We start from the raw sequence: 26652 nt of genomic DNA, 5'->3' as shown, positions 1-26652 counted from the left end.
TGCATTTATCATGGCGCTGAGCCTGGCCGCCGCGGGGCTGCTGGCCGGCTGCCAGCGCGACGCCGAAGAAGGCGGCTGCCGCCCCGACCCCGCTAGTGGCGCGCCCGCCGTGGCCCTACCCCTGCGCCACCTCGAAAGGTCTTTTTTCCAGATTAAAAATTCGGCCGAAGGGTTGCAGTTTATGCGTGCCAACCCAGTTTTCGCGCAATATTATTTGCAGGCAGGCCAGGCCCCGCCCGATACGCTGGCCACGGCGCTGGCGCAACTCGCCACCAACCCGGCCCTGCAAAAGCTGAGCCAGCAAACCGCCAAGGCCTTTGCCGACTCGGCGGCACTGCGCCAGAATATGGCGGCCATGTTTGGGCGCGTCAAGTATTATTTCCCCGATTTTAAGGCGCCGGCCGTGGCGGCCACCTACGTGAGTGGGCTAATGGGAAAAGATATTTTTATCAATGATAACCTGCTGGTTATCAGCCTCGACTGGTTTGCGGGGCCGCAGGCCAGCTACCGGCCCGACCTGCCGCAGTATATGCTGCGTCGCTACCGCCCGGCCAACGTGCTACCCACCCTGGCGCTGGCCGTGTCGAGCAAATACAACAAGCACCAGCTGACGGCCACTTCGATGCTCGACCAGATGGTGGACCAGGGCAAGCGGCTGTATTTCGCGGGCCAGGTGCTGCCCTGCACGCCCGACTCGCTGCTCATTGGCTACACAGGCAAGGAGCTGAAAAACGTGCGGTTCAACGAGGCGCGCATCTGGGGGCATTTTTTGGAGAATAATCTGCTCTATACGACTACCCCCTTCATGGTTCAGAAATACGTGGGGGAGCGGCCCAATGTGCCCGAAATTGACCGCACCTGCCCCGGCCGCGTGGGCCAGTGGGTAGGCCTGCAAATCGTGCGCAAGTACATGAGCGAGCATTCCGACGTAACGCTGGCGCAGCTCATGGCGCAGAAGGACGCTCAGCGCCTGCTCAACGACTCGCACTACCGACCAAAAAAATAATTATGAATTATTAATTAGTCTGGCAGGCCAGGTTATCAGAATGATAGGCCGCCATGCGCGTCTAGCACCTGACGATTTCCTGAAGGGCTTCGGCACCAATTCATAATTTCTAATTCATAATTCATAATTAAACAGGAATGCACCTCGCGGTTTTCAGCCAGTATCACACTAGCCCCGATTGCCCGGCTACCAGCCGGCACTACGCGCTGCTGGCGGAGATTGCGCGGCACCACCGCGTGACGCTGCTCACTACCCCCGCCTGGCGGCCCCAACAGCTGACGCATGAGTGGCCCTGGGTGCCGCCGGGCGTGGAGCTGCTTGAAGCTAACATCCCGTACGACAACAAGATGGGGCCAGCGCGGCGGGCGCTGGCGTTTGCGCAGTACGCGGCCTGGGCGGTGCGCGCGGGTCGCCGCCTGGCGCGGCCCGACGTGGTGTGGGGCATCAGCACGCCGCTGACGGCGGCCTGGGCGGCGGCGCGAGTGGCGCGGCACTGGCGGGTGCCGTGGGTGTTTGAGGTGCAGGATTTGTGGCCCTCGTTTCCGGTGGCGATGGGGGCGGTGCCCACGGCGCTGGCCCGGCAACAGCTGTTTGCCCTAGAGAAGCGGCTCTACCAAAGCGCCGCGCATATCGTGCCGCTTTCACCCGATATGAGTACTTACGTAGCCGGGCTGGGCATCGAAGCGCGTAAAATTACTACCCTGCTCAACGGCACCGACCTCGACCTGGCAGCCCGCCCTACCCCCCCCTTAGTGGCCGAACTACGCCGGGCGCAGGGGCTGGTGGGCCAACGGGTGGTGCTGTATGCCGGCACCTTTGGGCGGGCCAACGACATGCCCACAGTGGTAGCCGCCGCTGAGGCGCTGGTAGCCGCCGACCCGGCCGCGACATTTCTTTTTCTGGGCCACGGCTTTTTTGAGCCGCTGGTGGCGGCGGCGGCGGCGCGCTGGCCGGGGCGCATCCGGCTGGTGGGCGGGCAGCCGCGCCACGCCGTTTTCAGTTGGTTTGCGCTGGCTGATGTGGCGTTGGTATCGTTTCTGGGCCTGCCGGTGCTCGATACCAACTCGCCGGCCAAACTCTACGACGCGCTAGCCGTGGGCACGCCGGTGGTGGTGACTAATGCGGGCTGGACCAAGGAACTTGTAGAAGAAAACGGCTGCGGCTGGTACGTGCCGGCCGGCGACGCGGCTGCCCTGGCGGCGCGGCTGCGAGCGGTGCTGGCCGACCCTGCCGGCACCGCGCAAGCCGGCGCGCGCGGCCGGGTGCTGGCACGGGCCGAGTTTGACCGGGTGGTGCTGGCTGGCTGGATGCGGGGTATTCTGGAGGGGGTAGGAACATCGCCAAACTAAAAAGCCCGGCGCGATAGCCGCGACCCGGCTCACCCTACTTTCCGTAGGAACCGCTTGCCCAGCAGTCGCTTTCTGCTCGAAACAAGCCGGCGACTTATTAGTGCGTAGTATTGCTACTCTTACCAATCCTCAGCTACCAGCTATGAAATGGCTACCCTCCTTTGTGAAGCTTTTCCTGATTTTCGTAACCGGCCTCGTACTACAGCTAGGCGGTAACATAGCCCAAATGAGCTATTTGGGCAATTACCGAATCAGTGGCTTTTTCGGGTGGCTGAGCCTGCTGGGCTTGCTGCTTCTGGTTGTGAGCCCGGTGCTGATGGGGCTGAAATTTTTTGCCCGGCTGGACAATAAATCCAACTAACGCGCCCCCTACGAAATCGGCACCTTGCGCAGAATCGCTTCGATGAGGTCGTGGGTGCGGATGCCGTCGGCCTCAGCCTCGTAGGTCATTAATATTCGATGATTTAGCACATCCTGGGCTACGTCCTTGATGTCTTCGGGCAGCACGTAGTCGCGGCCGTCGAGGTAGGCCACGGCGCGGGCGGCGCGGTGCAGGGCGATGCTGGCGCGCGGGCTGGCCCCAAACTGCACGGCCTGCGCAAACTCAGGCAGGTCGTAGTCGGCGGGGCGGCGGGTGGCAAACACCAGCTCGATGAGGTATTTTTCGAGCGTGTCGGAAATCGTAATCTGGTTTATCTGGTCGCGAATGCCAAAAATATCTTCCCTGGTGAGCACGGGCTGCACGTTGCCCTGGAAACCCATGTTGGCCATGCGGCGCATCACCTCCAGCTCGTCGGCTTTTTTGAGGTAATCGACGTGCACTTTCAGCATGAAGCGGTCCACCTGCGCCTCGGGCAGGGGGTAGGTACCTTCTTGTTCCACTGGGTTTTGCGTGGCCAGTACCAGGAAAGGCCGGTCGAGCTGATAGGTCTGGTCGCCGATGGTGACCTGGTTTTCCTGCATGGCTTCGAGCAGGGCGCTCTGGACCTTGGCGGGCGAGCGGTTAATTTCGTCAGCCAGCACGAGGTTAGCGAAGATGGGGCCTTTCTTGACCTCGAATACCGACTGGTTCTGGTTGTAAATCATGGTGCCCACGAGGTCGGAGGGCAGCAGGTCGGGCGTGAACTGCACGCGCTGGAAATGCAGGTGCAGCACCTGGGCCAACGTGCTCACGGTGAGGGTTTTGGCCAGGCCGGGCACGCCTTCGAGCAGAATATGGCCGCCGGTGAACACGCCGATGAGCAGGCGGCTGACTAGTGCCCGCTGGCCCACCACCACTTTTTCCATCTCGGCAAAAGCCTGGCGAATGAGGGGGCGGTAATCGGGGGCGGAGGTGGGCTGCATGAGGCAAAGTAACGGCCGGCGGCGGTTTTGCGGGGCAGCCACGGCCTATCCTGGCTATATCAAAAGCCCTACCCCCCGCGTTGGCGTGAAGCTCGCAAGGGTCCGCTTGCGCGACTGCCGGCCAACCCGCGCCCTCGTTTTTCCGTTTGGAAGGACTTAGTTTTGTTTATTTACCGAGCCTTGCCCGGCTTCACTCACGCATTTTCTGCCTGTGCCAGTCTACTTACGCCGCTTTCTGTACGTGATTTTGGGGTTAATCGCGCTGGTACTGCTGCTCGTGATTGGCGTTGTCGTGTTTTTGCAATTCCCAGCGGGTCAGGACTTTGTGGCGCGTCGGGCCGAAGGCTACCTGCGCGATAAGCTCAAAACGGAGGTGCGCATAGGCACTTTTCGGACTGACTTTCGGCACGCTATTAATTTCGACAACGTGTACCTGGCCGACCAGCAGCGCGACACGCTGCTGAGCGTGGGCCACCTGGGCGTGAGCATCGATATTTTCGCGCTGCTGCACAGCCAGGTCAATATCAAGGACGTGGAGCTGGAGAACGGCCGCGTGCGCCTGACGCGCACCGAGCCCGACAGCGTTACTAACTATGACTTCATTATCAAGGCGTTCAGTAGTCCTACCGCGCCGGTAGATACGACTAGCTCCAGCCTGAAATACAACATTGGCAAGCTGCACGTCAATAATTTATTGTTTACGCAGAATGACCAGGTAGCAGGTTCCGACCTGCGCGCCAAAATTGGCGACCTGCTGGTGAATATGGATGAGGTGGACGTGACCCACTCCATTTATAAGGTAGATAATGCGGCGCTGCGGCACAGCTTTATTAGGATGGCGCAGAGCAAAACCGCGCCCGAACTGGCCAGCCCCGAACCGACCAAGCCGCTGGATTTGACTTTTGGCCTGAACAAGGCGACGCTGGAGGACGTGGGGTTTGTGTATAAGAATGAGCCGTCGGCGCAGTTTATCGATACCCACATTGGGCTGGCTGATGTCACGGCCAAGAACATTGACCTGGCCAAAGAACGCATTGACCTCGACAAACTGACGCTGAAAAACACCACTTTTGCCTACGCCCAGAACAAGGATGTGCCGGTGGCGCAGCGCGCTATCAACCCCGCCGAGGCCGTGCGCAAGGTGAACGATGCGGCCCAGAAAGCCGCCCCTACCCCCCTGGCCTGGCGCGTAACGCTGGGGCAGTCGGATGTGAGCGGGCTGGCCGTGAACTTCGATAATTTTAACGACCCCAAGGTGAAGAGCCGCTACCCGGCGCTCGACTACAGCCACCTGCACTTCACGAATTTGGTGCTGAACACGCGGGATTTAAACTTCACCGAAAACCTGACGACGGTGAAGCTGGACAACCTGGCGGGCAAGGACCAGAGCGGCTTCGCCATTACGTCGGCGCGGGCCAACGTAGTATATGATTCGACTGATATCAAGCTGGATAGCCTGGAGCTGATTACGCCCAACTCGCGCATCAAGCGCAGCCTGGCCATCCATTACAAAAGCCTGGGCGGCATTGCCGACGACCTGCCCAACCTGGGCCTGGCCGGCGACCTGCGCGATACGCGGCTGGGCTTCCGCGACATTTTGTACCTGGTGCCGGGCCTGGCTACTACCCCCCCCTTTACCACCGGCCCGGACCAGAGCGTGCTGCTGAGCGGGCTGGTGACCGGCCGGCTGGGCGATTTGCTGATTCGAAATTTTGACTTCGTGGGGCTGCGCAACACGGTGGTGCAGGCGCGGCGGGCGCACCTGGTGGGCCTGCCCAACGTGGATGGGCGGCTGTTCGTGGACCTGGATATTCAACGCTTCAGCACTACCCGCGCCGACTTGCTGAGCGTGCTGCCCAAAGGCACGGTGCCCGGCAATATCAGCCTACCCCCTACCCTCTCGCTGAGCGGCACCTTTAAGGGCCGGCCCACGACGCTGGCGTTTGATACTAATCTGAAGCTGCGCTCGACGTATGGCAACGTGGCATTTAATGGTAAGCTGGGGGCCAAGCAGGCCAATGGGCAGCAGCCGCTGGTGGGCACTTTTGCGGTGCAAGACTTCGACGCGGGCAAGCTGCTGAAAAACCCGACCATTGGCACGATTACGGGCACGGGGCGCATTGACGCGGTGGGTAACTTGCAGGACCCTAACACGTTGGTGGGCAAGCTGTCGGCCAACATTCAGAGTGCGCGCTATAACGGCTATACCTACCACGGCGTGACTACTTCGGTGGGTATTGACCGGGGCAAATACACCATCGCGGCCAGCAGCAAGAGCGACCCTAATCTCAACCTGGATTTGAACGCGGTGGTGAACCTGCGCGACGCCAACAACCCGACCTACCAGGTGACCTCACTGAACCTGCGCGGCGTGAACCTAACCAAGCTCGGCTTCTACACCGGCGGCGACCTGCGCATTCAGGGCGACTTGCAGGCCAGCATCAGTGGCTCGGGGCTGAATACGATTAACGGCACGTTTAGCGGCAGCAAGCTGGTTATTATTAAAGACAGCTTGCCGATTGCATTGGATTCGGTGCGTGGGCGCATCGTGCAGAACGCCACGCGCACGGCCGTTACGTTCCGCTCGAACGTGGCCGACGTGAACCTCGATGGCAACGTGCATCTCGGCGACCTGGCCACGGAATTGCAGCAGCACGTGAGCCGCTACTTCAAGCTCGACGGCGTTAAGCCTTTTAAGAATGCGAGCGCGGACCGGCACTTCACCTACTCGCTGCAGGTGAAAAAGACTACCCTGCTGACCAAGCTGGTGAAGGGATTGAAGCGCATTTCGCCCTTCACGCTGGCCGGCGACTACAGCCGCGCCGCCGCCCGCCTCACGGCCCAGACCAGCATTCCGGTTATTCGCTATCAGAATTATAAGCTCGATTCGCTGCGGCTTAACGTGGGTTCGAACGCGCAGCAGCTCAACTACGACCTGCACCTGGCTCAGGCCGCGCAGGATACGTCGCTGCACCTGCGCCGGCCTAGCGTAGTGGGCTTTCTGGCCAACAACCTCATCCACGCCCGCGCGGCCATCCTGGGCGATAGCAGCAACCGCGAACGGCTGGCGCTGGCCGGCACGGTGGAGGCACTGGAGCAAAACGGGCATGATGCCTACCAGTTTGTGGCGGCTCCTGACCAGATTATCAACTACGACAAGTGGACGGCCGGCGCGGGCAACTACGTGCGCTACAACGCCGATGGCACCATCGTGGCGAATGCGCTGCGCTTGAGCAACGGCTCGTCGGCCCTGGTGGTGCAGAGCCAGAACCCGGCCCTGAACACTTCGCCGCTGGCCGTGCGCTTCGAGCAATTCGACCTGGGCATCGTGAGCAAGGCCATTGGCCAACCCGATTCCACGCTGGGCGGCAAGCTCAACGGGGAGGCCGTGGTGCGGGGCCTGGGCACGAAGAAGCAGGCATTCACGGCCAACCTGACCATCAAGGACTTGCTGTATAGCAAAGTGGTGCTGGGCGACCTGGCGCTGCAAGCCAACAACCCCGTGGCCGACCGCTACGACGTGACGGCCCGCCTCACCGGCGGCGGCGGCAACGATGTAACCGTGAAGGGTGCCTACCGCACCACCGGCGCTACCCCCCTCGATTTCGTGGTGGACGTGGCGCGGCTCAATCTGAAAACAGCCGAGCCGTTCTCGGCCGGGCAGCTGAGCCAGGGCAAGGGCTTCTTGAGCGGGCAGCTGACGCTGGCCGGCACGACCAGCGCGCCCAAGGTGCGCGGCACGCTCATGACGTCGGCCGATGCCGGCTTTGTGGTGCCGCAGCTTGGCGCGCCGTTCCGGCTGGTGAGCCAGCCCGTGACGTTTGACGAGAAAGGCATCGCCTTCAACAACTTCACGGTGCTGGACTCGGCAGGCAACAAGGCGGTGGCTAACGGCTACTTGCTGACGCCCGACCTGCTGAACTATGCCTTCGACCTGCGCGTGACGACCGACAAGTTCCTGGCCGTGAAGAGCAAGCGCAGCCAAAACAACACACTCTACTACGGCCGCCTGGTGGTGGACTCGGACACGCGCCTGACCGGGCCGCTGTCGCTGATAAAAATCAATGTGGTGGCCACGGTGGCTAAGGGTTCGGACCTGACGGTGGAAAACCCATCTGCTGACCCCAGTGTGGTGGCCCGCGAAGGCATCGTGCAATTCGTTGACTTTAGCCTACCCGACTCGCTGCGGGCCAAAAAAGCGGTCGCCGACTCGGCCAATACCAGCGCCATTGGCTACGACATAACGGCGCGCATTACCATTAATGACGACACGCCCTTCACGTTTATCGTGGACCCGGTGAGCGGCGACAACCTGCGCGTGCGGGCCGCGGGCACCCTCACCACTACCCTCGACGCGAGCGGCAACCTCACCCTGACCGGCCGCCTCGATGTGCGCCGGGGCAAGTATAAGCTCTCGCTCTACGGCCTGGTAACCAGGGAGTTTATTATTGCCCGCGGCTCGTCGGTGAGCTGGAACGGCGACCCGTATAATGCCGACCTCAATATTACCGCTATTTATAAGGTGAAGGCAGCGCCGTCGGACCTGCTGGCCGGCCAGGGCAGCAACGACCCCACGGCGACTACGTTGTCGCGCAATGCCCTACCCTTCAATGTACTGCTCAAGGTTACGGACCAGCTGAGCAAACCGACCATTGGCTTTGACATTACGCTGCCCGATGACCAGAAGGGTGCCCTCGGCGGCGAGGTGGAAGCCCGACTGGCGCAGCTGCGCCTACCCAACAATACCTCGGACATGAGCAAGCAGGTGTTCTCGCTGCTCGTGCTAGGGCGCTTCGTGCAGCAAAACCCGTTTGCGACGACGGCCGGCGAGAGCATCGTGGCCAGCCAGCTGCGCGGCTCGGTGAGCCAGGTGCTGACCGACCAGTTGCAGAACCTGACCGGCAAATATTTGGCGGGCCTGGGCCTCGACCTGGGCGTGACCAACCAGGCCGACTACAGCAGCGGCTCGGCCCAGGGCCGCACCGACCTCAACGTGGCCGTGCGCCGCCAGCTGCTCAACAACCGCCTCACCGTGCGCCTGGGCACCGACGTGCCGCTGAGCGGCGGCAATGGCACGCAGGCCACCCAGGGTAGCAGCGCGGCCAGCAACTTCGCGGGCGATATCAGCCTCGAATACACGCTGCTGGCCGATGGCCGCCTGCGCCTGCGGGCCTTCCGGCAGAACTCTTACGAAGACATCGACGGGGCCATCGTGCGCACCGGCGCTTCGCTGGTGTATCAGCGCGAGTACAACAATTTCCAGGAGCTGTTTGCGAAGGTGAGCCGCGAGGTGAAAGACAAGAGCCGCCAGAACCGCAAGCAGGATAAGCTGGACGCCGAGGAGCAGAAGCGCCGCGACCAGCACCTGGCCGACTCGACGGCCGCCGCCAACGGCGCAGTGCGCGTGGACACGACGAAGAAAAGTAAAAATTAAAAATGATAACTTAAAAATTATCGAGAGGTAATTTTTATTAGCATGAGGCACAACGATTTACCGATACCAAACGAGTTGACGAACCGCATACTCAGCCGGGCAGGATGGGTGCGCCCGCGGGCCTCCCAGTGGAGAATTTTTAATTTATCATTTTTAATTTTTAATTTATTTTTAGTCGGCTGCTCGGGGCTGCGCTACGTGCCAGCGGGCCAGAAGCTGTACACGGGGAGCAAGGTGACCATCAAATCGCCCACCAAGCTCAGCAACGCCAGCGCCTTGCAAACCGAGCTCACGAGCGTGCTGCGGCCCCAGCCCAACTTCTCGTTTCTGGGGCTGCGGCCCAAGATATTCTTCTGGCACCTGGGGGTAGGCAAAACCAAGGGCATCGGGCACTTTCTGGCTGGCAAGCTGGGCGAGGCACCGGTGGTGCTGAGCCAGGTGAAGATTGGCGCCACCCGCGATTTGATGGTCAACCGCCTCAATAACCGGGGCTATTTCAAGGGTGCGGTCAGCAGCGAGGTGGTGACCAAGGACAAAACGGCGCAGGTCAACTACACCGCCACGCCTGGCCAGCAATATTTAATTAAGGAAATTCACTTTCCGGCCCGCGACACGCTCATCGACGCGGCCATCCGGGCTACCCAGCCCGAGAGCCTGCTCCAGGTGGGTGACCCGTATGACCTCGACGTGCTGACCAACGAGCGGGTGCGCATCGACCTGGCTCTCAAGAACAAAGGCTATTATTATTTCAACCCTAACTACATTCTGTTTCAGGTTGACAGCACGCTCGACGGCCAGGTGAATGTGCATTACAAAGTGAAGGCCGAAGCGCCTGCCAAGGCTACCCAGCCCTACTGGCTAAAAACGGTGAGCCTGAACACCGACTATATCCTAACCGACACGGTGAAGCGGAAACCAATTCACTACCAGAAGTTTCTGTACTACCCCGACGAAACCATGTTTAAGGCGCGGGCCATTACGCGGGCCGTGTTCCTGTACCCGGATAGCCTATTTCGGCAGCGCCGCCGCGACCAGACGCTCTCGCGCCTGATGAGCCTGGGCACGTTTCGCTTCGTCGAAATCAAGTTTTCGCCCTCGGCGGCCGGCGATTCGGCCGGGCGGGCGCGCCTCGATTCCGACATTCGGATGACGCAGCTCAAGAAGAAAAGCCTGCGGGCCGAAGTGCAGCTGGTGAGCAAGAGCAACGGCTTTACGGGGCCGGGCCTGAACATTACGTTCCGCAACCGCTCGGCGCTGCGCGGGGCCGAGCAGCTGCTTATCAACGGGGTAGCCTCGTACGAAACCCAGACCCGCGCGCCCGCCGGGGCCGAAAGCCGCAACAACACGGGCCTCATCTCGACCGAGTTTGGCCTTGACGCCAAGCTGATTGTGCCCCGGCTTATCGTGCCGCAGCTGCCGTTTCTGAACCCGCGCCTAGTCAATTCTGACTTTCAGCCGCGCACCAATTTCGGGGCGGGTATTCGGTACGTGGCGCGCTCGGGCTACTTCAGCACCACCAGCTACACGGCCAACTACGGCTACAGCTGGAAAACCAAGATTACCAACGAGCAGGAAATCAAGCTAATTGACGTTGAGTACAACGCCTTCACCAGCACCGCGGCGTTCGATTCAGTGCTGAAGGCTAAGCCCTTTCTGCGCCAAGCCTATCAGTCGCAGTTCATCCTGGCTTCTTCGTATCGCTATACCTACAACCAGCAGGTGTTGGAAAAACGTCGGCAGCAGATTTTCTTTCAGGGCATGGCCGAGGTGAGCGGCAACATCGCCAACGCCGTCAGCGGCGCGGTGGTGGGCAGCAAAACCGCTACCGAGAAGTATACCATTGCGGGCCAGCCATTTGCCCAATACGCCAAGTTCGACCTGGAGCTGCGTGAGTACTACCGCATCAGCCCCAAGTCAACGTCGGGCGACCGCCTCGTGGGGCGCTTGCAGATAGGGGTAGGCCTGCCCTACGGCAATTCGGGTGGTGGCTCGCTACCGTATTTGCGGCAGTATGGCATCGGCGGCCCCAACTCCATCCGGGCTTTCGCGGCACGCCAGATTGGGCCGGGCTCCTATAAGCCCACCGGCACCGACATCGTGAACAGCTACTACGACCAGGTGGGCGACCTGCGCCTGGAGGGTAATATCGAGTATCGCCAGGACCTGTTTCCCTACGTGAAAGGCGCGATTTTTATGGACGCGGGCAATATCTGGCTCGTGAACAATGACCCGCAGCGGCCGGGCGGGCAGTTCGTGGCTAGCCAGGCCCTCAAGCAACTGGCCGTGGGCACGGGGGTAGGCCTGCGCATCGACGTGCAATTTTTCGTCATTCGCTTCGACTATGCCATCCCGCTGCGCGCCAACTACGGCACGCCCGACGACAAAAGCGGCCGCCTGAACCTGGCCATCGGCTACCCCTTCTAAGTCACATTATCACTTGCCGAAGCTGCGCAGCTGGTAGGTGAAGCTCAGCAGCAGGTAGCGCGGGAGCACCTGGCTGCGCACGACTTCCAGGCACGTAGCAATAGTCGTTTTTGATTGAGCAGGTACTCATCGTGAACGTGCGCGGCGTGGGCTACGAGCTGCTGGCGTAGCCGCACGCCGACGGTGCAGAATCTGGGCCGGCCCCGCATAGTTTTTTGGCGTATTTGCCGGCCAGGCCGCCGCGCCCGTCCGCGCTGCGTATCAGAAACCGCGGCGCACGCTTAGGCCGCGCACCTGGCACTATGCTCCTTACTATCGCCGTTATTTCCTTGGTTGTCGCGCTGTTGTGCGTGGCCATCGTGGCCCTTGATATTTTGACCGGGCATCGGCAGCGCATGTGGATTATGAACTACGTGTGGGTGCTGACGCCGCTCTATGCGGGGCCGCTGGGCCTGTGGGCCTACTACCGGCTGGGCCGCCCAATGGCCCGGCCAGCCCACGACAAGCAGCCCGCTATGCCAGACATGCCGGATGGGCCAATGGCTGAAAAGCCGGGCGGCCAGCCGGCTATGGGTCCCCAAAAACCCTTCTGGCAAAGCGTGGTGGTGGGTGCCCTGCACTGCGGCAGCGGCTGTAGCCTGGGCGACCTGCTGGTGGAAACGTTCGTGTATTTCGTGCCGCTGGTGCTGTTTGGGCGGGCCATTTTCGGGGCCTGGGTGCTCGACTTCGGCGCGGCCTTTCTCATCGGCATCGTGTTTCAGTACTACGCCATCGCGCCCATGCGGCACCTGGGTCCGGCCGAGGGGCTGCGGGCCGCCGTGAAGGCCGATGCCCTCTCGCTAACTGCCTGGCAAATTGGTATGTACGGCTGGATGGCCATCGTCACCTTCGGCATTTTCAAGCACGAGCTGCGGGCCAACGACCCGGTGTTCTGGTTCATGATGCAGCTGGCCATGCTGGCGGGTTTCGTCACGGCCTACCCCGTCAACTGGTGGCTGATTAAATCGGGTGTGAAAGAAGAGATGTAGAGGTGAGCGCCTGGCGGTGGGGCACTAGGCGGCCAGCCTACCCCCTCCAAAATTACCTGACGGCTGATTCTTGGCTGAGAAACGCGGATTGGCTGCTACATTCGCTTTTCTTCCAATTTATGCTTCGCAAACTCCTACCCCTCCTCACGCTGCTGACGCTGCTGGGCCGCCCGGCCGCGCGCGCGCAGTCCGTTTACTCGGCCACCGACCCGCTGGCCCACACGTTCAGCATCGTGGCCCGCGACCCCAAAACCGGCGAAATGGCCGTGGCCGTGCAGAGCCACTGGTTTTCGGTGGGCACCAGTGTGAGCTGGGCCGAGGCCGGCGTGGGGGTGGTGGCCACGCAGTCGTTTACTAATAAGTCATTTGGCCTGAGAGGATTGGCCCTATTGAAAAGCGGAAAAACCGCCCAGCAGGCGCTGGATGAGTTGCTGGCCGCCGACGAAGGCCGCGACGTGCGCCAGGTGGCCATCCTGGATAACCAGGGCCACGTGGCCACCTTCACCGGCAAAAAGTGCGTGGACATGGCCGGCCAGCAGCAGGGCAACCAGTTTTCGGTGCAGGCCAATATGATGCTGAATAACACCGTGTGGGGCGCGATGGCCAAAGCCTACGAAGCCAGCGCCGCCCTACCCCTCGCCGAGCGCGTGCTGGCGGCTCTCGATGCGGCCCAGGCGGCCGGCGGCGACATCCGGGGCCGCCAGTCGGCCGCGCTGCTCATGGTGCGCGGCACCACCACCGAAGGCCCCTGGGCCGACCGCCTCGTGGACCTGCGCGTGGACGACAGCGCCGCCCCCCTGCCCGAACTGCGCCGCCTGCTGAAGCTGCACCGTGCCTACGACCACATGAACGCCGGCGACCTGGCCGTGGAAAAAAACGACATGCCCAAAGCCATCGCCGAGTACCAGGCCGCCGAAAAGATGTTTCCCCAAAACCTGGAAATGAAGTACTGGCACGCCATCACGCTGGCCAATAAGCAGCAGGTGCCCGCCGCGCTGGCCCTGCTGAAACCCATTTTTCGGCAGGAGCCCAACTGGCGCATCCTGACCGAGCGCCTGCCCAAAGTGGGCCTGCTCACGGTGAGCCCGGCCGAGCTAAAGCAGATACTGGCGCAGTAGCACGAAGTTTCCACTTCGTGCGCGAGCGTAGCGAGCACGGTCGTTCGCGCCGCGAAGTGCCATTCAATTCCGCGTGGTTCCCTCTGCTCGCTTTGCTCGCGCACGAAGTGGAAACTTCGCGCTACTTTCAGCCCTACCCCCTTATGCGCCTGCTCCTACCCCTCCTTTTCCTGCTTGCCGCCCTCGCTGCGCAGGCCCAAACCAAACCGGCAACCAAGGTGCCGCACTATTTCTACACCCTCACCAACTTCAAAACCGAAGGCGGCACGGTGCTGCCCAAGGCCCTGGTGGGCTACGGCACCTACGGCCACCTCAATGCCAAGCGCGACAATGCCGTGCTGCTGCCCTCGCACTACATGGCCGGATACCGGGGCTACGAGTGGCTCATCGGCCCCGGCAAGTGCCTGGATACCACCAAGCTGTTTCTGGTCACGACGGAGCTGTTTGGCAACGGCAAGTCGTCGTCGCCCAGCAACACGCCCGAGCCGTTTCACGGCCCGCGCTTCCCGGTGATGACCATCCGCGACAACGTGCAGGCGGTGCATGAGCTATTGACCAAGGAATTGAAGATAACGCATTTGCGTGCCCTCATCGGCTTCTCGATGGGCTCGCAGCAGGCCTTTCAGTGGGCCGTGAGCTACCCTACCTTCGCCGACCGCATCGTGGCGACTTCGGGCACGGCCAAGACCTATCCGCACGGCGTGGTGCGCCTCGAAGGCCAGATTGCCGCCCTCACCGCCGACGAGGCCTTCAAAAACGGCGACTACACCGCACCGCCTACCAAGGGCATCGAAGCCTTTTCCGTGGTCTGGACCGGCTGGCTCTTTTCGCAGGAATGGTGGCGCAGGGAGCTGTGGCGCTCCTATGAAAAGCCCGGCACCACCTTCGAGCAGGTGCTCCATAACTTCCGCACCCACTTCATTCCGGGGGCCGATGCCAACGACCTCATCGCCCAGATGCGCACCTGGGAATACCACGACGTGGGCACTACCCCCGGCTTCGGCGGCGATGTAGAAAAGGCCCTGCGCAGCATCAAAACGCCGATTCTGTACATGCCTTCGGAGACGGATATGTACTTCCCGGTGGGCGATGCGCGCTACGAGGCGGCATTTATTCCGGGCGTCACGCTGCTGCCCATCCCGTCCTTGTGGGGCCACACCGCCGGCGCGGCCAGCAACCCCGCCGATGCCAAGTTTCTGAACGACAACATCGGGAAGTTTTTGGAAAGAAAGTAGTTGGTGCCAAGGTATAAAGAGAACGTCATTCCGAGCTTGCCGAGGAATGACGTTCTCTTTTGAGGCAATTACTTCTTTGCCTTCTCAAAAATATCCTTGGGCATCAGCATGTGTGCGCCGCGGGTGCCGTCCACTACCTGCGTCACGTTGAGGTCGCCGGCCACGCTGCACAGCATATAGGCGTCATCTTTGGTCATGCCTTTGGTTTTCATCAGGAAATCAATCATTTCGCGCACGGCCTGCTTGGCGGCCAGCGTCAGGTCTTCGTTGAGGCCCATGCTGATATATTGGGTCGGGGTTTCGGCGCGGGGCACGGTTAAGTGCATGTCTTTGTGCACGATAAACTCCAGGTTGCCCACCAGCGACGTTTCCAGCGCGGTGATGTCCACCTCGCCGTTGCCCTGGCCGGCGTGGCCATCGCCCACGAAAAAGAGCGCGCCCGGCGCATGCACCGGCAGGAAGAGGGTAGTGCCCACCACAAGGTCTTTATTATCCAGGTTGCCGCCAAAAATGCCGGGCGGCGCGCTGTTCACGCGGCCGGCGGCGGCCGGCGGCGCTACCCCCATGCTACCGAAAAACGGGTGCAACGGAATCTCAATACCCGGCGCAAAATCCGCTATCATCCGCTTCTTATCCAAGGGAATAATTTTCATCTTGGCGTAGCCGAAGTCCTCGGGAATAAACCCGCTCTTCGGCCCAAACCCGTTGTAAGCATACGGAATGGCCAGCTCAATAGCCTTGATGCGCACCTCCAACACGTCGCCCGGCTCCGCGCCTTCCACAAAAATGGGCCCGGTTAGAATGTGTCCGCCCGGCCCTTTGTTGGTCACTTTGTCGTAAATATCACGCAGCGACTGCTCGACCTGCGCCGGGGCCACGCCCGCGCCTTCGAGGCGCGTGGGGCTGGAAGTCAGCAAGGTATGCACCTGAACCGTCTCGCCAGATTTGATGCGCAGCACAGGGGTAGCAGCCGCGTCGTAGTAGCCCCAGGCCACGGTGGTGGGGGTAGCCAGCAGCTCGTGCTGGGCTTTGGGCAGGCGCTGGGCCTGGGCGCTGCCGGCTGCGAGCAGAGCGGCGGCTAGTAGGAGGAATCGGGTAGTTGTTTTCATCGCTGAAAAGTACGCGACTCTTATCAACATTTTGTCATTGCGAGTGCAACGAAGTGGAGCGCGGCAATCTTTCCCACTCGTTAGGGTTAGTAAGTAGTTGTCGGCAAATAATCGACACAAATTTAAGTAAAACATATTTTGTATTTGGAACCTAAATTATCAAAAATTTCGTCTAGGGCATCATTTAAAGATTGCCAATTAGCGAAATGATGTGGTTTCAACCATTCGTATTTAATTTTTCGCTAAAGTGTTTCTATCAAGTTTAAGTGGGGGCTATACTTTGGCAAAAACCAGATATACAGGTCTTTTTCCTGCCATTCTTTCATTTTGCCAGTAATAAAATTAGCATGATGAAAAGGCGCATTATCCATTATAATAACTGTTTTTTGAGTTATTATAGTGACGAAATCATCAATACAAGTCGCTAAAAGTTCTGCATTCATGGTGCCAAAGGTTTCTACCCTTCAAATTTGTTGTCCCGAGAAAGAAGACCAAACACATTCCGCTCTTTGACTTTTTTGCGCTACAATAGCCGTGTGTTGCCCGACCGGTTGCCAGCCGTAAGGCACGGATGGCGTCAGGCAAAAACCGCTCTCATCACTGAAATAGACCTGAAGATACTGCTGACTTTCAAGCTTTAAGAGCTCTTTGAGTTCGGTGGCAAGACGCGCATATTCCGCCTCGTCTTGCTTTGGCTTGAGCCATTTACGCAGGCGATGCCAGGTATACTTCAGTTTTTTTAACTAATTCTTAAGCGTTGATTTGGTCATCGGGAATCCAAATTTTTCACTTAAAAGAGTAGCTGTTTCCCGCAAACTTTGCGGATTTAGCTTTATTTGTTCTTTGAGGTCGTCAACTTGCTCCGGCATTAAATCTTTTAACGGTGCTTTTAACCCGCGACCCGCTTTTATTTTTAACCCGAGAAAACCCTCCTGCTCGTAGCGGTGTAGCCAGTCGTAAATTGTTCGTGTCCGTGTTTTGTAAATTAAGGCCAATTCTTTTACCTCAAAACCGGCTGAACTGAGTAAAATACATTGAAAGTGTTCTCGGAAATACGATTTCTTGCTGTTTTGTTTGTCTGCTTCAAGTGTCTTTTTTTCTTCCTCGGGAAGATTTAATATGTATAGCATAAAGCAAAGGTAAACAACTATTGAAAAAATGACGATTATTTGCCGACAACTACTTACTCAGTATGTTACGTATAATAACATGTTAAAACTTTCGACAAATTCAGCAAATTTCATCGGGCGGATATTTGCGTTATTTCTGAATTTTTTCGTTATATATATTTTAATAAATCATTTCCTAAAAGACCCAAAAAATGAACATGTTATTTTTACCATAAATATAATACATTTTGAATTTAAGTCTCTTTATCTTATCTATTTTATGATTATTCTTTTTATTTGATGGTTTTTTTAATTTTAAGTCAACTTTTAGCAATAAACAAAGTTCTAATTAACACTAATGACGACACAATAACATTTATTGATTTTTTCAACAAGCAAACAATTTACTCAAGCGACATAAGGCAATACTTTGACACAGTTTACCAGAATGGCTTTAAAAGCTGGCACGGTTTGCTAATTGAAACTAACGACAACCAGACAATTCAAGTTGTTGAGCAGAATGTAAAATTAGTTTTAGAATTAAAAGACTATTTAATAAAAAAAGGAATATTTTGTGCTGGAAAAAAGAAAAGAGAATTTCCTTTTAGATAGCATATCAAGCGTAACATGTGTTTGGCAAAAAAATAGACTGACGCAACTCACTTACATGCTGCTTTACTATGTTACTTTGGTTTCGATAGACAGCTAAACATTTTGTATATATAATATGAACTGTGGCTTAGCAATTTAATTTTGGTTCCGGCAGATGGATTTAAATGCTGGTCATTCACCAAGCTACACCCATCGATGGCTCAATTACCTTACCCTACCCCTCGCTTAGCGACGGGTGCGTTTCAGCGGCCGGCGCGGGGCTCACGCGCATGGGCACAATGCCCGTTTCCGCGTACACTTCGGTCAGGGTCAGTGTTACGCCCAACTCGGGGATAGCCAGGGCATCATCGGCTTCGGCCAGCACCGTGTAGTCCCAGCCGCCGTGCTCGTTTTTGCGGAACCACTCCACGAGCCAGATTTGCTGCGACACCAGCAAATAGTGGCGTAGGGAGGGCAGTTGCTTGTACTGGTTGAATTTCACGCCGCGGTCGTAGGCTTCGGTGGAGGGCGAGAGTACTTCCGCGATGAGGACCGGGTGCTGGTACTGCTGCTTGGCAGACTGGTCGTCGGCGTGGCAGCTTACCATCATGTCGGGGTAGGTGTAGAAGTGCGGCGGGCGCACGGCCAAGCGCATTGTTTCTACCTTGAGCCGGCACGCCGACCCGCGCAGCTTCGGCCGCAGGGCCAGCACGAAGTTTTGCACGAGGTCATTGTGCATACTAGTGCCGCCAGCCATCGCGAAGATTTCGCCCTCGAAAAACTCGTGGCGCATGTCGTCAATTTTTTCCAAAGAGAGATACTCCTCTATTGTATAGTAGTGCGGCTGGCTTTCGGCGTGTCCCATGAGGCCAAAAATAAGGATAACTCGGTCGCTAATCCTCTTCTGCCGCGAAGCCGACTTTCATCGGCGCTACGCCCGCCTCTTCGTAAATCTGCACGAGCGTTAGCGTTAGGTTCAACTCGGGAATCACCACGGCATTGGCGGTTTCGGCTAGGGCAGTGTGGCTCCACATGCCGTGTTCCGTGAACTGGTACCACTCCACGAGCCAGGTTTTTTGCGACACCAGTAGGTAGTGGCGCAGGCTTGGTAGCTTCTTATACTGGTTGAATTTCAGGCCCCGGTCGTAGGCTTCGGTGGAGGGCGAGAGCACTTCCACGATGAGCAGCGGGCTATGTAGCTGCTGGCTTTCGCGCTGGTCGTGCGGGTCGCAGCTTACCATCACGTCGGGGTAGGCATAGTGGCGGTTTTCCTCCACGGCCAGCCGCACGGCCTCCATCTGCACCCGGCATTTTTTGCCACGCAGGGCCTGCCGGCAGGCCATGTAGACATTGCCGGCAATGGTGTTGTGCGCAATGCTGGCTCCGGCCATCGCAAAGACCTCGCCCTCAAAAAATTCGTGGCGCACCAGACTTTTTTCTTCCAGCGCAAAATATTCTTCCGCCGAGTAGTGGGGCGGGCGGGCAAGGGTCTGTTCCATCGGGCGGGCCTTTTTGGGAAAGGTCAAATATAACTCCTCCCACCCCGGCTGGCGAAGCGCGCGCCGTAATAAGCTGAGCGCTAGTTGCCAACCAGGTTTCTGGACGTAGCTTAGAGAGTTCAAAGAATTCCCTACCCTACTCTCATGAAACCAACTGCTACTTTCCAGATTATCTGCCTGTTCGGCCTTTTATTGCTGTCGGGCTGCTTCGCCTCCCGCGAGGCCCGCATTGAGTCGAGCTATAGCTACCGGGGGCGCTTTCGGCACTACCGCACCTATGGTTTTTTAAGCGGCAACGGCCTCACTGCCGACAGCACCCGCCTCAGCGAGTCGCTGCGCGATGCCGTGAAGCAGCGGATGCGCCTGCAAGGCTACCGCTTCTCGCGCCGCAACCCCGATTTAATGGTGAGCTTTAAGCTGTTTGAGGGCGACATACGCTTCCCCGGCTTCGTGCAGGAAGATATTACGCGCTGGGTGAAGGAAAACGACGCCGAAAATGAAGAAACTCCTGATGAGCAGCGTCATACCTATCAGCCTACCCGCCTGCTGCTGCTCGATGGCACGCTGATGGTGACGCTCATCGATACCAAAACCGACAACGCTATCTGGAACGGCTACGCCTCGGGCGTGACCGTGCCCGAGGGGCCGCGCGGCGAGTACGTACTGGTGCGCTCGGTGCGCGCCGTGTTTGACCGCTACCGCATTTTCACCGAAAACTACTTCAACGGTGGCAACCTCGACGGAGCCATGAATGGCCAGCCGATGGGCGACCCCAACGCCCTCCCTACCCCCCCACCCGCCACCGAAACCCCACGCTAAGCGGCGGTGGGCCACATTTCGTTTTAGACCAGCCCGGCGCGGGTGTACCTTTGCCTGTCCGCGCCCGTGCGCCCGCTACCTAACTAGCTGACCGATATGCTACTCGCCATAAACTCCGATTACCAGCCCAGCGACTGCCTGCCCATTCTCATTCAGTTTGGCCTGGCCGTGGCCTTCGTGGCCTTCGCCATGATAGTCTCACACCTGGTGGGGCCTAACCGCCACAGCCGCGTGAAGGATGCCTCCTTCGAGTGTGGCATCGAGAGTGTGGGCAACGCCCGCACGCCCATCTCGGTCAAGTATTTTCTCACGGCCATCCTGTTCGTGCTGTTCGATGTGGAAGTGATTTTTATGTATCCCTGGGCCGTAAACTTCCGCCAGCTTGGCACGGCGGGCTTCGTGGAGATGATTATCTTCATGACTTTGCTGATGGCCGGTTTTGGCTACGTCATTAAGAAGGGCATTCTGCGCTGGAACGAAGCGGTTCCCAGCCAAACTTTCACGGCCAAACCGGTGTTGCAAAATCGGGCTGCCGAGGTTGGGCAGGCTGCTTGATAATTATCATTCCTCCAGTGCCAGTTAGCTAGGGCGGCACCGCTTAGCTTTTGGTAATTTGCTGATTGATTTGCTAAGTACTACCTGTTAATTGATACTTGAAAAATGGTTGATACCCGCGTTCCCGAAATCAAATCCGTGCCGGCCCCCGAGGGCATTGAGGGCGCGGGCTTCTTCGCTACTTCGCTGGAGAAGGTCGTGGGCATTGCCCGTGCCAACTCGCTTTGGCCCCTACCCTTCGCTACCTCCTGCTGCGGCATCGAGTTCATGGCTACGATGGGTTCGCACTACGACATCTCGCGTTTCGGCTCCGAACGCCCCAGCTTCTCGCCCCGGCAGGCCGACCTGCTGATGGTGATGGGCACCATCGCCAAGAAGATGGCACCCATCGTGAAGCAGGTGTATGAGCAAATGGCCGAGCCCCGCTGGGTGCTGGCGATGGGTGCCTGCGCCTGCTCGGGCGGCATTTTTGATAGCTACTCAGTGCTGCAAGGCATCGACCGCATTATTCCGGTCGATGTGTACATCCCCGGCTGCCCGCCCCGCCCCGAGCAGGTGCTCGACGGCCTGATGCGCGTGCAGGACCTGGCCAGAAACGAGAGCATCCGCCGCCGCAACGCGCCCGAGTACCAGGCCCTGCTGGCATCTTATAATATTAAATAACTAAAAAAGGCGGTGGTGCTGAGCTTATCGAAGCATCTCTCCCGCCTTGTTGAACGATTCACGAACAGCGTAATAGAGATGCTTCGGCAAGCTCAGCATCACGTTCTTAATACAAGGCCCAGAAATGCCTGACCCGACCAAAGAAGAATCGACCGCCGCTCAGGAAACTGCCGCCGCCCAGGACCCTACCGCGCAGCAAAACGCGCGGGTGCTGGCGCTGCTTCACAGTCTCTTTGGTGAGGCTACGTTTACGGATGTGCACGAGCCCTACGGCTTGCTGACGGTGACCACCAAGCGCGAACACATCCACCACACCGTAGCCGGCTTGCAGCAGGATGAAACCCTCAAGTTTCACTTCCTCACCACGATGTGCGGGATTAATTACCCGGAAAACCTGAACCAGGAGCTCGGTATGATTTACCACCTACACAGCTTGGTACACAATATTCGGCTGCGAATTAAGATTTTCTTCCCGGTAGCTGACCCGGTAGTGCCTACCCTATCGGATATCTACGCCGCCGCCAACTGGATGGAGCGGGAGGCCTACGATTTTTACGGTGTCATCTTCACGGGCCATCCCAATCTGCGCCGCATTCTGAATGTGGAGGATATGGACTACTTCCCCATGCGTCGGCAATATCCGCTCGAAGACGGCACTCGCGAAGACAAAACCGACCTCTTTTTTGGTCGCTAACCTTTTAGTGCCTAGTGCTCGGTGCTTGGGTTGTTCAATGACCCGACAATAAGACCCACGCACCAAGCACCAACAACTAAGCACCAAGCACAATGGCAGTAAACGACGCCCTGGCAGGCACCCACAAAATAGTAGAAGAAGCGCAGGAGCAGCAGGGCGGTCAGCTCGTGCCGACGCTGAACGACTTTTCGCAGGAGCTTACGACCCTTAACCTAGGGCCGACGCACCCTGCTACCCACGGTATTTTCCAGAACATCCTGCAAATGGATGGCGAGCGCATTATCTCGGGCGTGCCAACTATCGGCTACATCCACCGGGCGTTTGAGAAAATCGCGGAGCGCCGGCCGTTCTACCAGATTACGCCGCTCACCGACCGCATGAACTACTGCTCGTCGCCCATCAACAACATGGGCTGGCACCTGACGGTAGAGAAGCTGCTCGGCATCACGGTGCCTAAGCGTGCGCAATATATGCGCGTGATTATGATGGAGTTGGCTCGCATTGCTGACCACCTTATCTGCAACTCCATCCTGGGTGTGGACACCGGCGCTTTCACCGGCTTCCTCTATGTGTTCCAGGAGCGCGAGAAGATTTACGAGATTTACGAGGAAGTCTGCGGTTCGCGCCTCACCACCAATATGGGCCGGGTAGGCGGCATGGAGCGCGATTTTTCGCCCGTGGCCATCCAAAAGCTCCGCACCTGGCTCAAGGAATTCCCGACCGTGATGAAGGAGTTTGAGGCCATGTTCAACCGCAATCGCATTTTCATGGACCGCGTGGTAAACGTGGGACCCATCACAGCGGAAAAAGCATTGAACTACGGCTTCACCGGCCCCAACCTGCGGGCTGCGGGCGTGGACTACGACGTGCGGGTGATGAACCCTTACTCTTCGTATGAAGACTTCGAGTTCGACATTCCGGTGGGCACTAACGGCGATACCTACGACCGCTTTATCGTGCGCAACGAGGAAATCTGGCAGAGCCTGCGCATTATCAATCAGGCCCTTGACCGCCTGCCCGACGGCCCGTTCCACGCTGACGCGCCGCACTATTACCTGCCCGCCAAGGAAGCCGTGTACAAAAACATGGAAGCCCTGATTTATCACTTCAAAATCATCATGGGTGAGATTGACGCGCCCGTGGGTGAAGTGTACCAATCGGTGGAAGGCGGCAACGGTGAATTAGGTTTCTACCTCATTTCGGATGGCGGGCGCACGCCCTACCGCCTGCATTTTCGTCGGCCATGCTTTATTTACTACCAGGCTTATTCGGAGATGGTAGTGGGCACGAGCCTTTCGGATGCCATCGTGATTTTGTCTTCCATGAATGTGATTGCCGGCGAGCTGGACGCCTAGCTTTTAGTTGAAAGTATCTGATATGGAGCCGAATACCGCCATCAAGCCTCAGTTTTCACCCGCCGCGCAGGCCGAAATCAAGCGTTTGCTCACGCACTACCCCGACGACCGCAAGAAGTCGACTTTGCTGCCAATTTTGCACATCGCGCAGGCGGAGTTCGGCGGCTGGGTGAGCCCCGAGGTGCAGGACCTGGTAGCCGAAACCCTGGGTTTGACGCCGATTGAGGTGTACGAGGTAAGCACTTTTTACACGATGTTCAACCTCAAGCCGGTGGGTAAGCACGTGCTGGAAATCTGCCGCACCGGCCCTTGCATGTTGCGCGGCTCCGATGAGCTGACCGCGCACTTGGAGCGTATCACCGGCGCAAAAGTGGGCGAAACATCTGCTGATGGGCTTTTTACCCTGAAAGAAGTGGAATGCCTGGCCGCCTGCGGCTTCGCGCCCGTGGTGCAGGTGCGCGAGAAGTATTATGAGTCGCTTGATACGGAAGAGAACGTGCAGGCCATGCTAAGCGAATTAAAGAGCTTGGTGCACCGGCCAATTCTGCCCTGGGAGGGCGACCTGCCTAATTCACTGCAAAACAATTAATTACTTACCACTATGGCTGAGCAGGATAAGGACCTACCGCTGGTGGCAGCTATTCATCAACTAAGCAAAGCTGTTAACCGCACGGCCGAATTACTACTGCAACAACAGCAGGAATTCAATCGCCGCTTTGACCAGCGGCAGCAGGAATTCAACCGCCGCTTTGAGTTACTGCTGGAAGCTGACCGGCAACAGGCTGACCGCTTAGAACGAGCCATTGTCGGCATTGGAAATCGCTTTGAACGCTTAGAAAATCGCTAGGAATATGGGACGCAAGCTATTAACCGAACACGTTAACGTCGAGGGTATCGAAACCCTCGCTGTATATCGCAAGCATGGTGGCTACCGCGCTTTGGAGAAGGCTCTGAAAATGACGCCCGAGGAAGTGGTGGAAGAGGTGAAGAAGTCGGGCCTGCGCGGGCGCGGTGGCGCGGGCTTCCCTACCGGCCTCAAGTGGAGCTTCCTGGCCAAGCCGGAGGGTGTGCCGCGCTACCTCGTCTGCAACGCCGACGAGTCGGAGCCGGGCACGTTCAAGGACCGCTACCTCATGGCGAAGCTGCCGCATCTGCTCATTGAGGGCATGATTGCGGGCAGCTACGCCCTCGGGGCGCGCACCAGCTACATCTACATCCGGGGTGAGCTTTTATACGTGATGCGCATTCTGGAGAAGGCAATTGCCGAGGCGTATGCCGCGGGCTTTTTGGGCGAAAATATCTTAGGCTCGGGTTATTCGCTTGATTTGCACGTGCATCCGGGTGGCGGCGCTTATATCTGCGGCGAAGAAACCGCACTGCTGGAATCCCTGGAAGGCAAGCGCGGTAACCCGCGCAACAAGCCGCCATTTCCGGCCGTGCAGGGCTTGTACGCCCGGCCCACGGTGGTCAACAACGTGGAAAGCATCGCGTCGGTAGTACCCATCCTGAACATGGGCGGCGAGGAGTACGCTAAGATAGGGGTAGGGAAAAGCACCGGCACTAAACTCTTTTCAGCCTGCGGCCACCTCAACAAGCCGGGTATCTACGAGTTGGAGCTAGGCGTACCGGTGGAAGAATTTATTTACTCCGATGAATACTGCGGCGGCATTTGGAAGGGTAGGGAGCTAAAAGCTGTCGTAGCCGGTGGTTCGTCGGTACCGATTCTACCTAAGGAACTGATTCTCAAAACGGCAGCCGGCGAGGACCGGCTAATGACCTACGAGTCGCTCAGCGACGGGGGCTTCATTACGGGCACCATGCTGGGCTCGGGCGGCTTCATCGCGATGGATGAAACCACGTCCATTGTCAAGAACACCTGGAACTTCGCGCGCTTCTACCACCACGAAAGCTGCGGGCAGTGCTCGCCCTGCCGTGAGGGCACCGGCTGGCTCGAAAAAGTGCTGCACCGCCTCGCACACGGCCACGGCTCGATGCGCGACATTGACCTTATCGTGAGCGTAGCCAAGCAGATTGAAGGCAATACTATTTGCCCGCTGGGCGAGGCCGCCGCCTGGCCGGTTGCCGCCGCCGTGCGCCATTTCCGCGACGAGTTTGAGTGGTACGTAACGCATCCCAAGGAGGCTACCGCGCCGGGCGCTTACTATCGGAGCAATCTGGTGCTGGCTTAATTTCAATTAATAATCAACAGAATTCTGCGGACCTTTGCGTCATCTTCTGCGACCTCTGCGGGAAATACCTTTGGCCTACTTCCGATAATTTCTGACCTAATGGCTAAAATAACCTTCGACGGAATTGAGGTAGAAGTGCCCGACGGCACGACCATTCTCAACGCGGCCCGCCAAATCGGGGGCGGCATCGTGCCGCCCGCTATGTGCTACTATACGCCCCTGAAGGGCAGCGGCGGCAAATGCCGCGCCTGCCTGGTGCGCGTGGCGGCCGGCTCGACCAAGGACCCGCGCCCCATGCCCAAGCTCGTGGCCTCGTGCATAACGCCGGTGCAGGACGGCATGGTAGTCGAGAATACGACCAGCCAGCAGGTACTCGACGTGCGCAAGGGCATCGTGGAGATGCTGCTCATCAACCACCCGCTCGATTGCCCGGTGTGCGACCAGGCCGGCGAGTGCGACCTGCAAAATTTTGCCTTTGAGCACGGCGTGAGCACTACGCGCTACGAGGAAGAGCGCCGCACGTTCGAGAAAATCGATATTGGTCCCTACGTGCAGCTGCACATGACGCGCTGCATCCTGTGCTACCGCTGCGTGTACACGGCCAACCAGATTACCGACGACCGGGTGCATGGCGTGCTGGGCCGCGGTGATGCCTCCGAAATTGGTACTTATATTGAGAATACGATTTCCAACGACTTCAGCGGCAATGTCATTGATGTGTGCCCGGTGGGCGCCCTCACGGACAAGACTTTCCGCTTTAAGCAGCGCGTGTGGTTCACTAAACCCGTGAACGCCCACCGCGACTGCAGCCACGAGAAGTGCAACGGCCATGTAACGCTCTGGTATAAAGGCAAGGACGTGCTACGCGTGACTGCCCGCAAGGATGAGTATGGCGAAGTGAAAGAGTGGATTTGCAACGAGTGCCGCTTTGAGAAGAAAGAGACTGCGGACTGGGTAATTGAAGGCCCGGCGCACATAGACCGCTCGTCGGTTATTTCGGCTAACCATTACGAGCTGCCGGTTATCAACCCGCAGGTAATTGCCGATTTGCCCGAAAGCACCGTGCGCGAGTTGGAGCAAAATCCACCACTAAAGCTAGGTGGCCTGAGCGGCACAAGTTTCTAGTTATTG

General features: G+C 58.3%; 23 protein-coding genes and 1 pseudogene. 19 read left to right on the top strand and 5 right to left on the bottom strand.

What is annotated here, in order from left to right:
• Positions 1-10 precede the first annotated feature (10 nt).
• The 3 genes from A0257_18995 to A0257_18985 all read left to right on the top strand — a co-directional run bounded on the left by A0257_18995 (position 11) and on the right by A0257_18985 (position 2716).
• Positions 11-1006 carry a hypothetical protein gene (locus A0257_18995; GenBank protein ID AMR28979.1) on the top strand — a complete coding sequence of 332 codons (996 nt, stop codon included), beginning with the start codon at positions 11-13 and terminating at the stop codon, positions 1004-1006.
• 137 nt (positions 1007-1143) lie between these two features.
• On the top strand, positions 1144-2355 hold the full coding sequence (locus A0257_18990; GenBank protein ID AMR28978.1) for a glycosyltransferase WbuB: 1212 nt from the start codon (positions 1144-1146) through the stop codon (positions 2353-2355).
• Between the two features lie 142 nt (positions 2356-2497).
• Positions 2498-2716, top strand: coding sequence for a hypothetical protein (locus A0257_18985; GenBank protein AMR28977.1), 219 nt, complete (start codon positions 2498-2500; stop codon positions 2714-2716).
• 8 nt (positions 2717-2724) lie between these two features.
• On the opposite strand, the gene A0257_18980 is transcribed toward A0257_18985, so the two are convergent.
• A complete protein-coding gene (locus A0257_18980) occupies positions 2725-3699 on the bottom strand; it encodes an ATPase (GenBank protein AMR28976.1) in 975 nt (324 codons plus the stop codon).
• Between the two features lie 241 nt (positions 3700-3940).
• Here A0257_18980 and A0257_18975 point away from each other — a divergent pair, with 241 nt between their 5' ends.
• The 5 genes from A0257_18975 (at position 3941) to A0257_18955 (ending at position 14938) form a co-directional block, all read left to right on the top strand.
• Positions 3941-9133: a hypothetical protein gene (locus A0257_18975; GenBank protein AMR28975.1), complete on the top strand. Its 5193-nt coding sequence runs from the start codon at positions 3941-3943 to the stop codon at positions 9131-9133.
• Positions 9134-9331: 198 nt separating this feature from the next.
• Positions 9332-11557 (top strand): hypothetical protein, encoded by a 2226-nt coding sequence (locus A0257_18970; protein AMR28974.1) that lies wholly within the window; start codon positions 9332-9334, stop codon positions 11555-11557.
• A 302-nt stretch (positions 11558-11859) separates the two neighbouring features.
• Positions 11860-12585, top strand: coding sequence for a hypothetical protein (locus A0257_18965; GenBank protein AMR28973.1), 726 nt, complete (start codon positions 11860-11862; stop codon positions 12583-12585).
• Positions 12586-12704: 119 nt separating this feature from the next.
• A complete protein-coding gene (locus A0257_18960; GenBank protein ID AMR28972.1) occupies positions 12705-13703 on the top strand; it encodes a Zn-dependent protease in 999 nt (332 codons plus the stop codon).
• A 143-nt stretch (positions 13704-13846) separates the two neighbouring features.
• Complete coding sequence (locus A0257_18955) at positions 13847-14938, top strand: homoserine acetyltransferase (GenBank protein ID AMR29851.1); 1092 nt, start codon at positions 13847-13849, stop codon at positions 14936-14938.
• A gap of 68 nt (positions 14939-15006) precedes the next feature.
• On the opposite strand, the gene A0257_18950 is transcribed toward A0257_18955, so the two are convergent.
• Together A0257_18950 and A0257_18945 are read right to left on the bottom strand one after the other, a co-directional pair.
• Complete coding sequence (locus tag A0257_18950; protein ID AMR29850.1) at positions 15007-16008, bottom strand: acetamidase; 1002 nt, start codon at positions 16006-16008, stop codon at positions 15007-15009.
• 782 nt (positions 16009-16790) lie between these two features.
• A complete protein-coding gene (locus A0257_18945) occupies positions 16791-17177 on the bottom strand; it encodes a hypothetical protein (GenBank protein AMR28971.1) in 387 nt (128 codons plus the stop codon).
• A gap of 79 nt (positions 17178-17256) precedes the next feature.
• Between A0257_18945 and A0257_18940 the strand changes: the two genes are divergently transcribed.
• Both A0257_18940 and A0257_18935 read left to right on the top strand, forming a co-directional pair.
• Positions 17257-17457 (top strand): hypothetical protein, encoded by a 201-nt coding sequence (locus A0257_18940; GenBank protein AMR28970.1) that lies wholly within the window; start codon positions 17257-17259, stop codon positions 17455-17457.
• Complete coding sequence (locus A0257_18935) at positions 17457-17768, top strand: hypothetical protein (protein ID AMR28969.1); 312 nt, start codon at positions 17457-17459, stop codon at positions 17766-17768. The genes A0257_18940 and A0257_18935 overlap by 1 nt, the downstream gene beginning before the upstream one ends.
• A 214-nt stretch (positions 17769-17982) precedes the next feature.
• Here A0257_18935 and A0257_18930 read toward each other — a convergent pair whose 3' ends face one another.
• Both A0257_18930 and A0257_18925 read right to left on the bottom strand, forming a co-directional pair.
• The gene (locus tag A0257_18930; protein AMR28968.1) at positions 17983-18612 is read right to left on the bottom strand and encodes a hypothetical protein; all 630 of its coding nucleotides are present in this window, start codon (positions 18610-18612) and stop codon (positions 17983-17985) included.
• A gap of 28 nt (positions 18613-18640) precedes the next feature.
• Positions 18641-19246 carry a hypothetical protein gene (locus tag A0257_18925; GenBank protein ID AMR28967.1) on the bottom strand — a complete coding sequence of 202 codons (606 nt, stop codon included), beginning with the start codon at positions 19244-19246 and terminating at the stop codon, positions 18641-18643.
• 144 nt (positions 19247-19390) lie between these two features.
• On the opposite strand from A0257_18925, the gene A0257_18920 reads away from it, so the two are divergent.
• The 9 genes and pseudogenes from A0257_18920 to A0257_18880 all read left to right on the top strand — a co-directional run bounded on the left by A0257_18920 (position 19391) and on the right by A0257_18880 (position 26646).
• The gene (locus A0257_18920) at positions 19391-20065 is read left to right on the top strand and encodes a hypothetical protein (protein ID AMR28966.1); all 675 of its coding nucleotides are present in this window, start codon (positions 19391-19393) and stop codon (positions 20063-20065) included.
• Positions 20066-20173: 108 nt separating this feature from the next.
• Positions 20174-20539: pseudogene (locus tag A0257_18915) on the top strand (NADH-quinone oxidoreductase subunit A).
• A gap of 186 nt (positions 20540-20725) precedes the next feature.
• Complete coding sequence (locus tag A0257_18910; GenBank protein ID AMR28965.1) at positions 20726-21283, top strand: NADH dehydrogenase; 558 nt, start codon at positions 20726-20728, stop codon at positions 21281-21283.
• A gap of 208 nt (positions 21284-21491) precedes the next feature.
• Positions 21492-21977, top strand: a complete 486-nt coding sequence (locus tag A0257_18905) for an NADH dehydrogenase (protein AMR29849.1) — start codon at positions 21492-21494, stop codon at positions 21975-21977.
• 167 nt (positions 21978-22144) lie between these two features.
• Positions 22145-23332 carry an NADH dehydrogenase gene (locus tag A0257_18900; protein AMR29848.1) on the top strand — a complete coding sequence of 396 codons (1188 nt, stop codon included), beginning with the start codon at positions 22145-22147 and terminating at the stop codon, positions 23330-23332.
• Positions 23333-23354: 22 nt separating this feature from the next.
• Positions 23355-23921 carry an NADH dehydrogenase gene (locus A0257_18895; GenBank protein ID AMR28964.1) on the top strand — a complete coding sequence of 189 codons (567 nt, stop codon included), beginning with the start codon at positions 23355-23357 and terminating at the stop codon, positions 23919-23921.
• Positions 23922-23933: 12 nt separating this feature from the next.
• Positions 23934-24179 carry a hypothetical protein gene (locus A0257_18890; GenBank protein ID AMR28963.1) on the top strand — a complete coding sequence of 82 codons (246 nt, stop codon included), beginning with the start codon at positions 23934-23936 and terminating at the stop codon, positions 24177-24179.
• 4 nt (positions 24180-24183) lie between these two features.
• Positions 24184-25521 (top strand): NADH-quinone oxidoreductase subunit F, encoded by a 1338-nt coding sequence (locus tag A0257_18885; protein ID AMR28962.1) that lies wholly within the window; start codon positions 24184-24186, stop codon positions 25519-25521.
• A gap of 99 nt (positions 25522-25620) precedes the next feature.
• Positions 25621-26646 carry an NADH dehydrogenase gene (locus A0257_18880; GenBank protein AMR28961.1) on the top strand — a complete coding sequence of 342 codons (1026 nt, stop codon included), beginning with the start codon at positions 25621-25623 and terminating at the stop codon, positions 26644-26646.
• Positions 26647-26652: the final 6 nt, after the last annotated feature.

It is taken from the genome of Hymenobacter psoromatis, assembly GCA_001596155.1.
Lineage (GTDB): Bacteria > Bacteroidota > Bacteroidia > Cytophagales > Hymenobacteraceae > Hymenobacter.
Note: the sequence above shows the minus strand (reverse complement) of the source record. Positions and strands in the feature narration are given on the sequence as shown.

What these genes read in the sequence shown, in the direction of transcription:
- A0257_18995 (AMR28979.1), top strand. Translation starts at nt 11, where the DNA reads ATGGCGCTGAGCCTGGCCGCCGCGGGGCTGCTGGCCGGCTGCCAGCGC.
- A0257_18990 (AMR28978.1), top strand. Translation starts at nt 1,144, where the DNA reads ATGCACCTCGCGGTTTTCAGCCAGTATCACACTAGCCCCGATTGCCCG.
- A0257_18985 (AMR28977.1), top strand. Translation starts at nt 2,498, where the DNA reads ATGAAATGGCTACCCTCCTTTGTGAAGCTTTTCCTGATTTTCGTAACC.
- A0257_18980 (AMR28976.1), bottom strand. Translation starts at nt 3,699, where the DNA reads ATGCAGCCCACCTCCGCCCCCGATTACCGCCCCCTCATTCGCCAGGCT.
- A0257_18965 (AMR28973.1), top strand. Translation starts at nt 11,860, where the DNA reads ATGCTCCTTACTATCGCCGTTATTTCCTTGGTTGTCGCGCTGTTGTGC.
- A0257_18960 (AMR28972.1), top strand. Translation starts at nt 12,705, where the DNA reads ATGCTTCGCAAACTCCTACCCCTCCTCACGCTGCTGACGCTGCTGGGC.
- A0257_18955 (AMR29851.1), top strand. Translation starts at nt 13,847, where the DNA reads ATGCGCCTGCTCCTACCCCTCCTTTTCCTGCTTGCCGCCCTCGCTGCG.
- A0257_18945 (AMR28971.1), bottom strand. Translation starts at nt 17,177, where the DNA reads ATGCTATACATATTAAATCTTCCCGAGGAAGAAAAAAAGACACTTGAA.
- A0257_18940 (AMR28970.1), top strand. Translation starts at nt 17,257, where the DNA reads ATGTTAAAACTTTCGACAAATTCAGCAAATTTCATCGGGCGGATATTT.
- A0257_18935 (AMR28969.1), top strand. Translation starts at nt 17,457, where the DNA reads ATGGTTTTTTTAATTTTAAGTCAACTTTTAGCAATAAACAAAGTTCTA.
- A0257_18930 (AMR28968.1), bottom strand. Translation starts at nt 18,612, where the DNA reads ATGGGACACGCCGAAAGCCAGCCGCACTACTATACAATAGAGGAGTAT.
- A0257_18925 (AMR28967.1), bottom strand. Translation starts at nt 19,246, where the DNA reads ATGGAACAGACCCTTGCCCGCCCGCCCCACTACTCGGCGGAAGAATAT.
- A0257_18920 (AMR28966.1), top strand. Translation starts at nt 19,391, where the DNA reads ATGAAACCAACTGCTACTTTCCAGATTATCTGCCTGTTCGGCCTTTTA.
- A0257_18910 (AMR28965.1), top strand. Translation starts at nt 20,726, where the DNA reads ATGGTTGATACCCGCGTTCCCGAAATCAAATCCGTGCCGGCCCCCGAG.
- A0257_18895 (AMR28964.1), top strand. Translation starts at nt 23,355, where the DNA reads ATGGAGCCGAATACCGCCATCAAGCCTCAGTTTTCACCCGCCGCGCAG.
- A0257_18890 (AMR28963.1), top strand. Translation starts at nt 23,934, where the DNA reads ATGGCTGAGCAGGATAAGGACCTACCGCTGGTGGCAGCTATTCATCAA.
- A0257_18885 (AMR28962.1), top strand. Translation starts at nt 24,184, where the DNA reads ATGGGACGCAAGCTATTAACCGAACACGTTAACGTCGAGGGTATCGAA.
- A0257_18880 (AMR28961.1), top strand. Translation starts at nt 25,621, where the DNA reads ATGGCTAAAATAACCTTCGACGGAATTGAGGTAGAAGTGCCCGACGGC.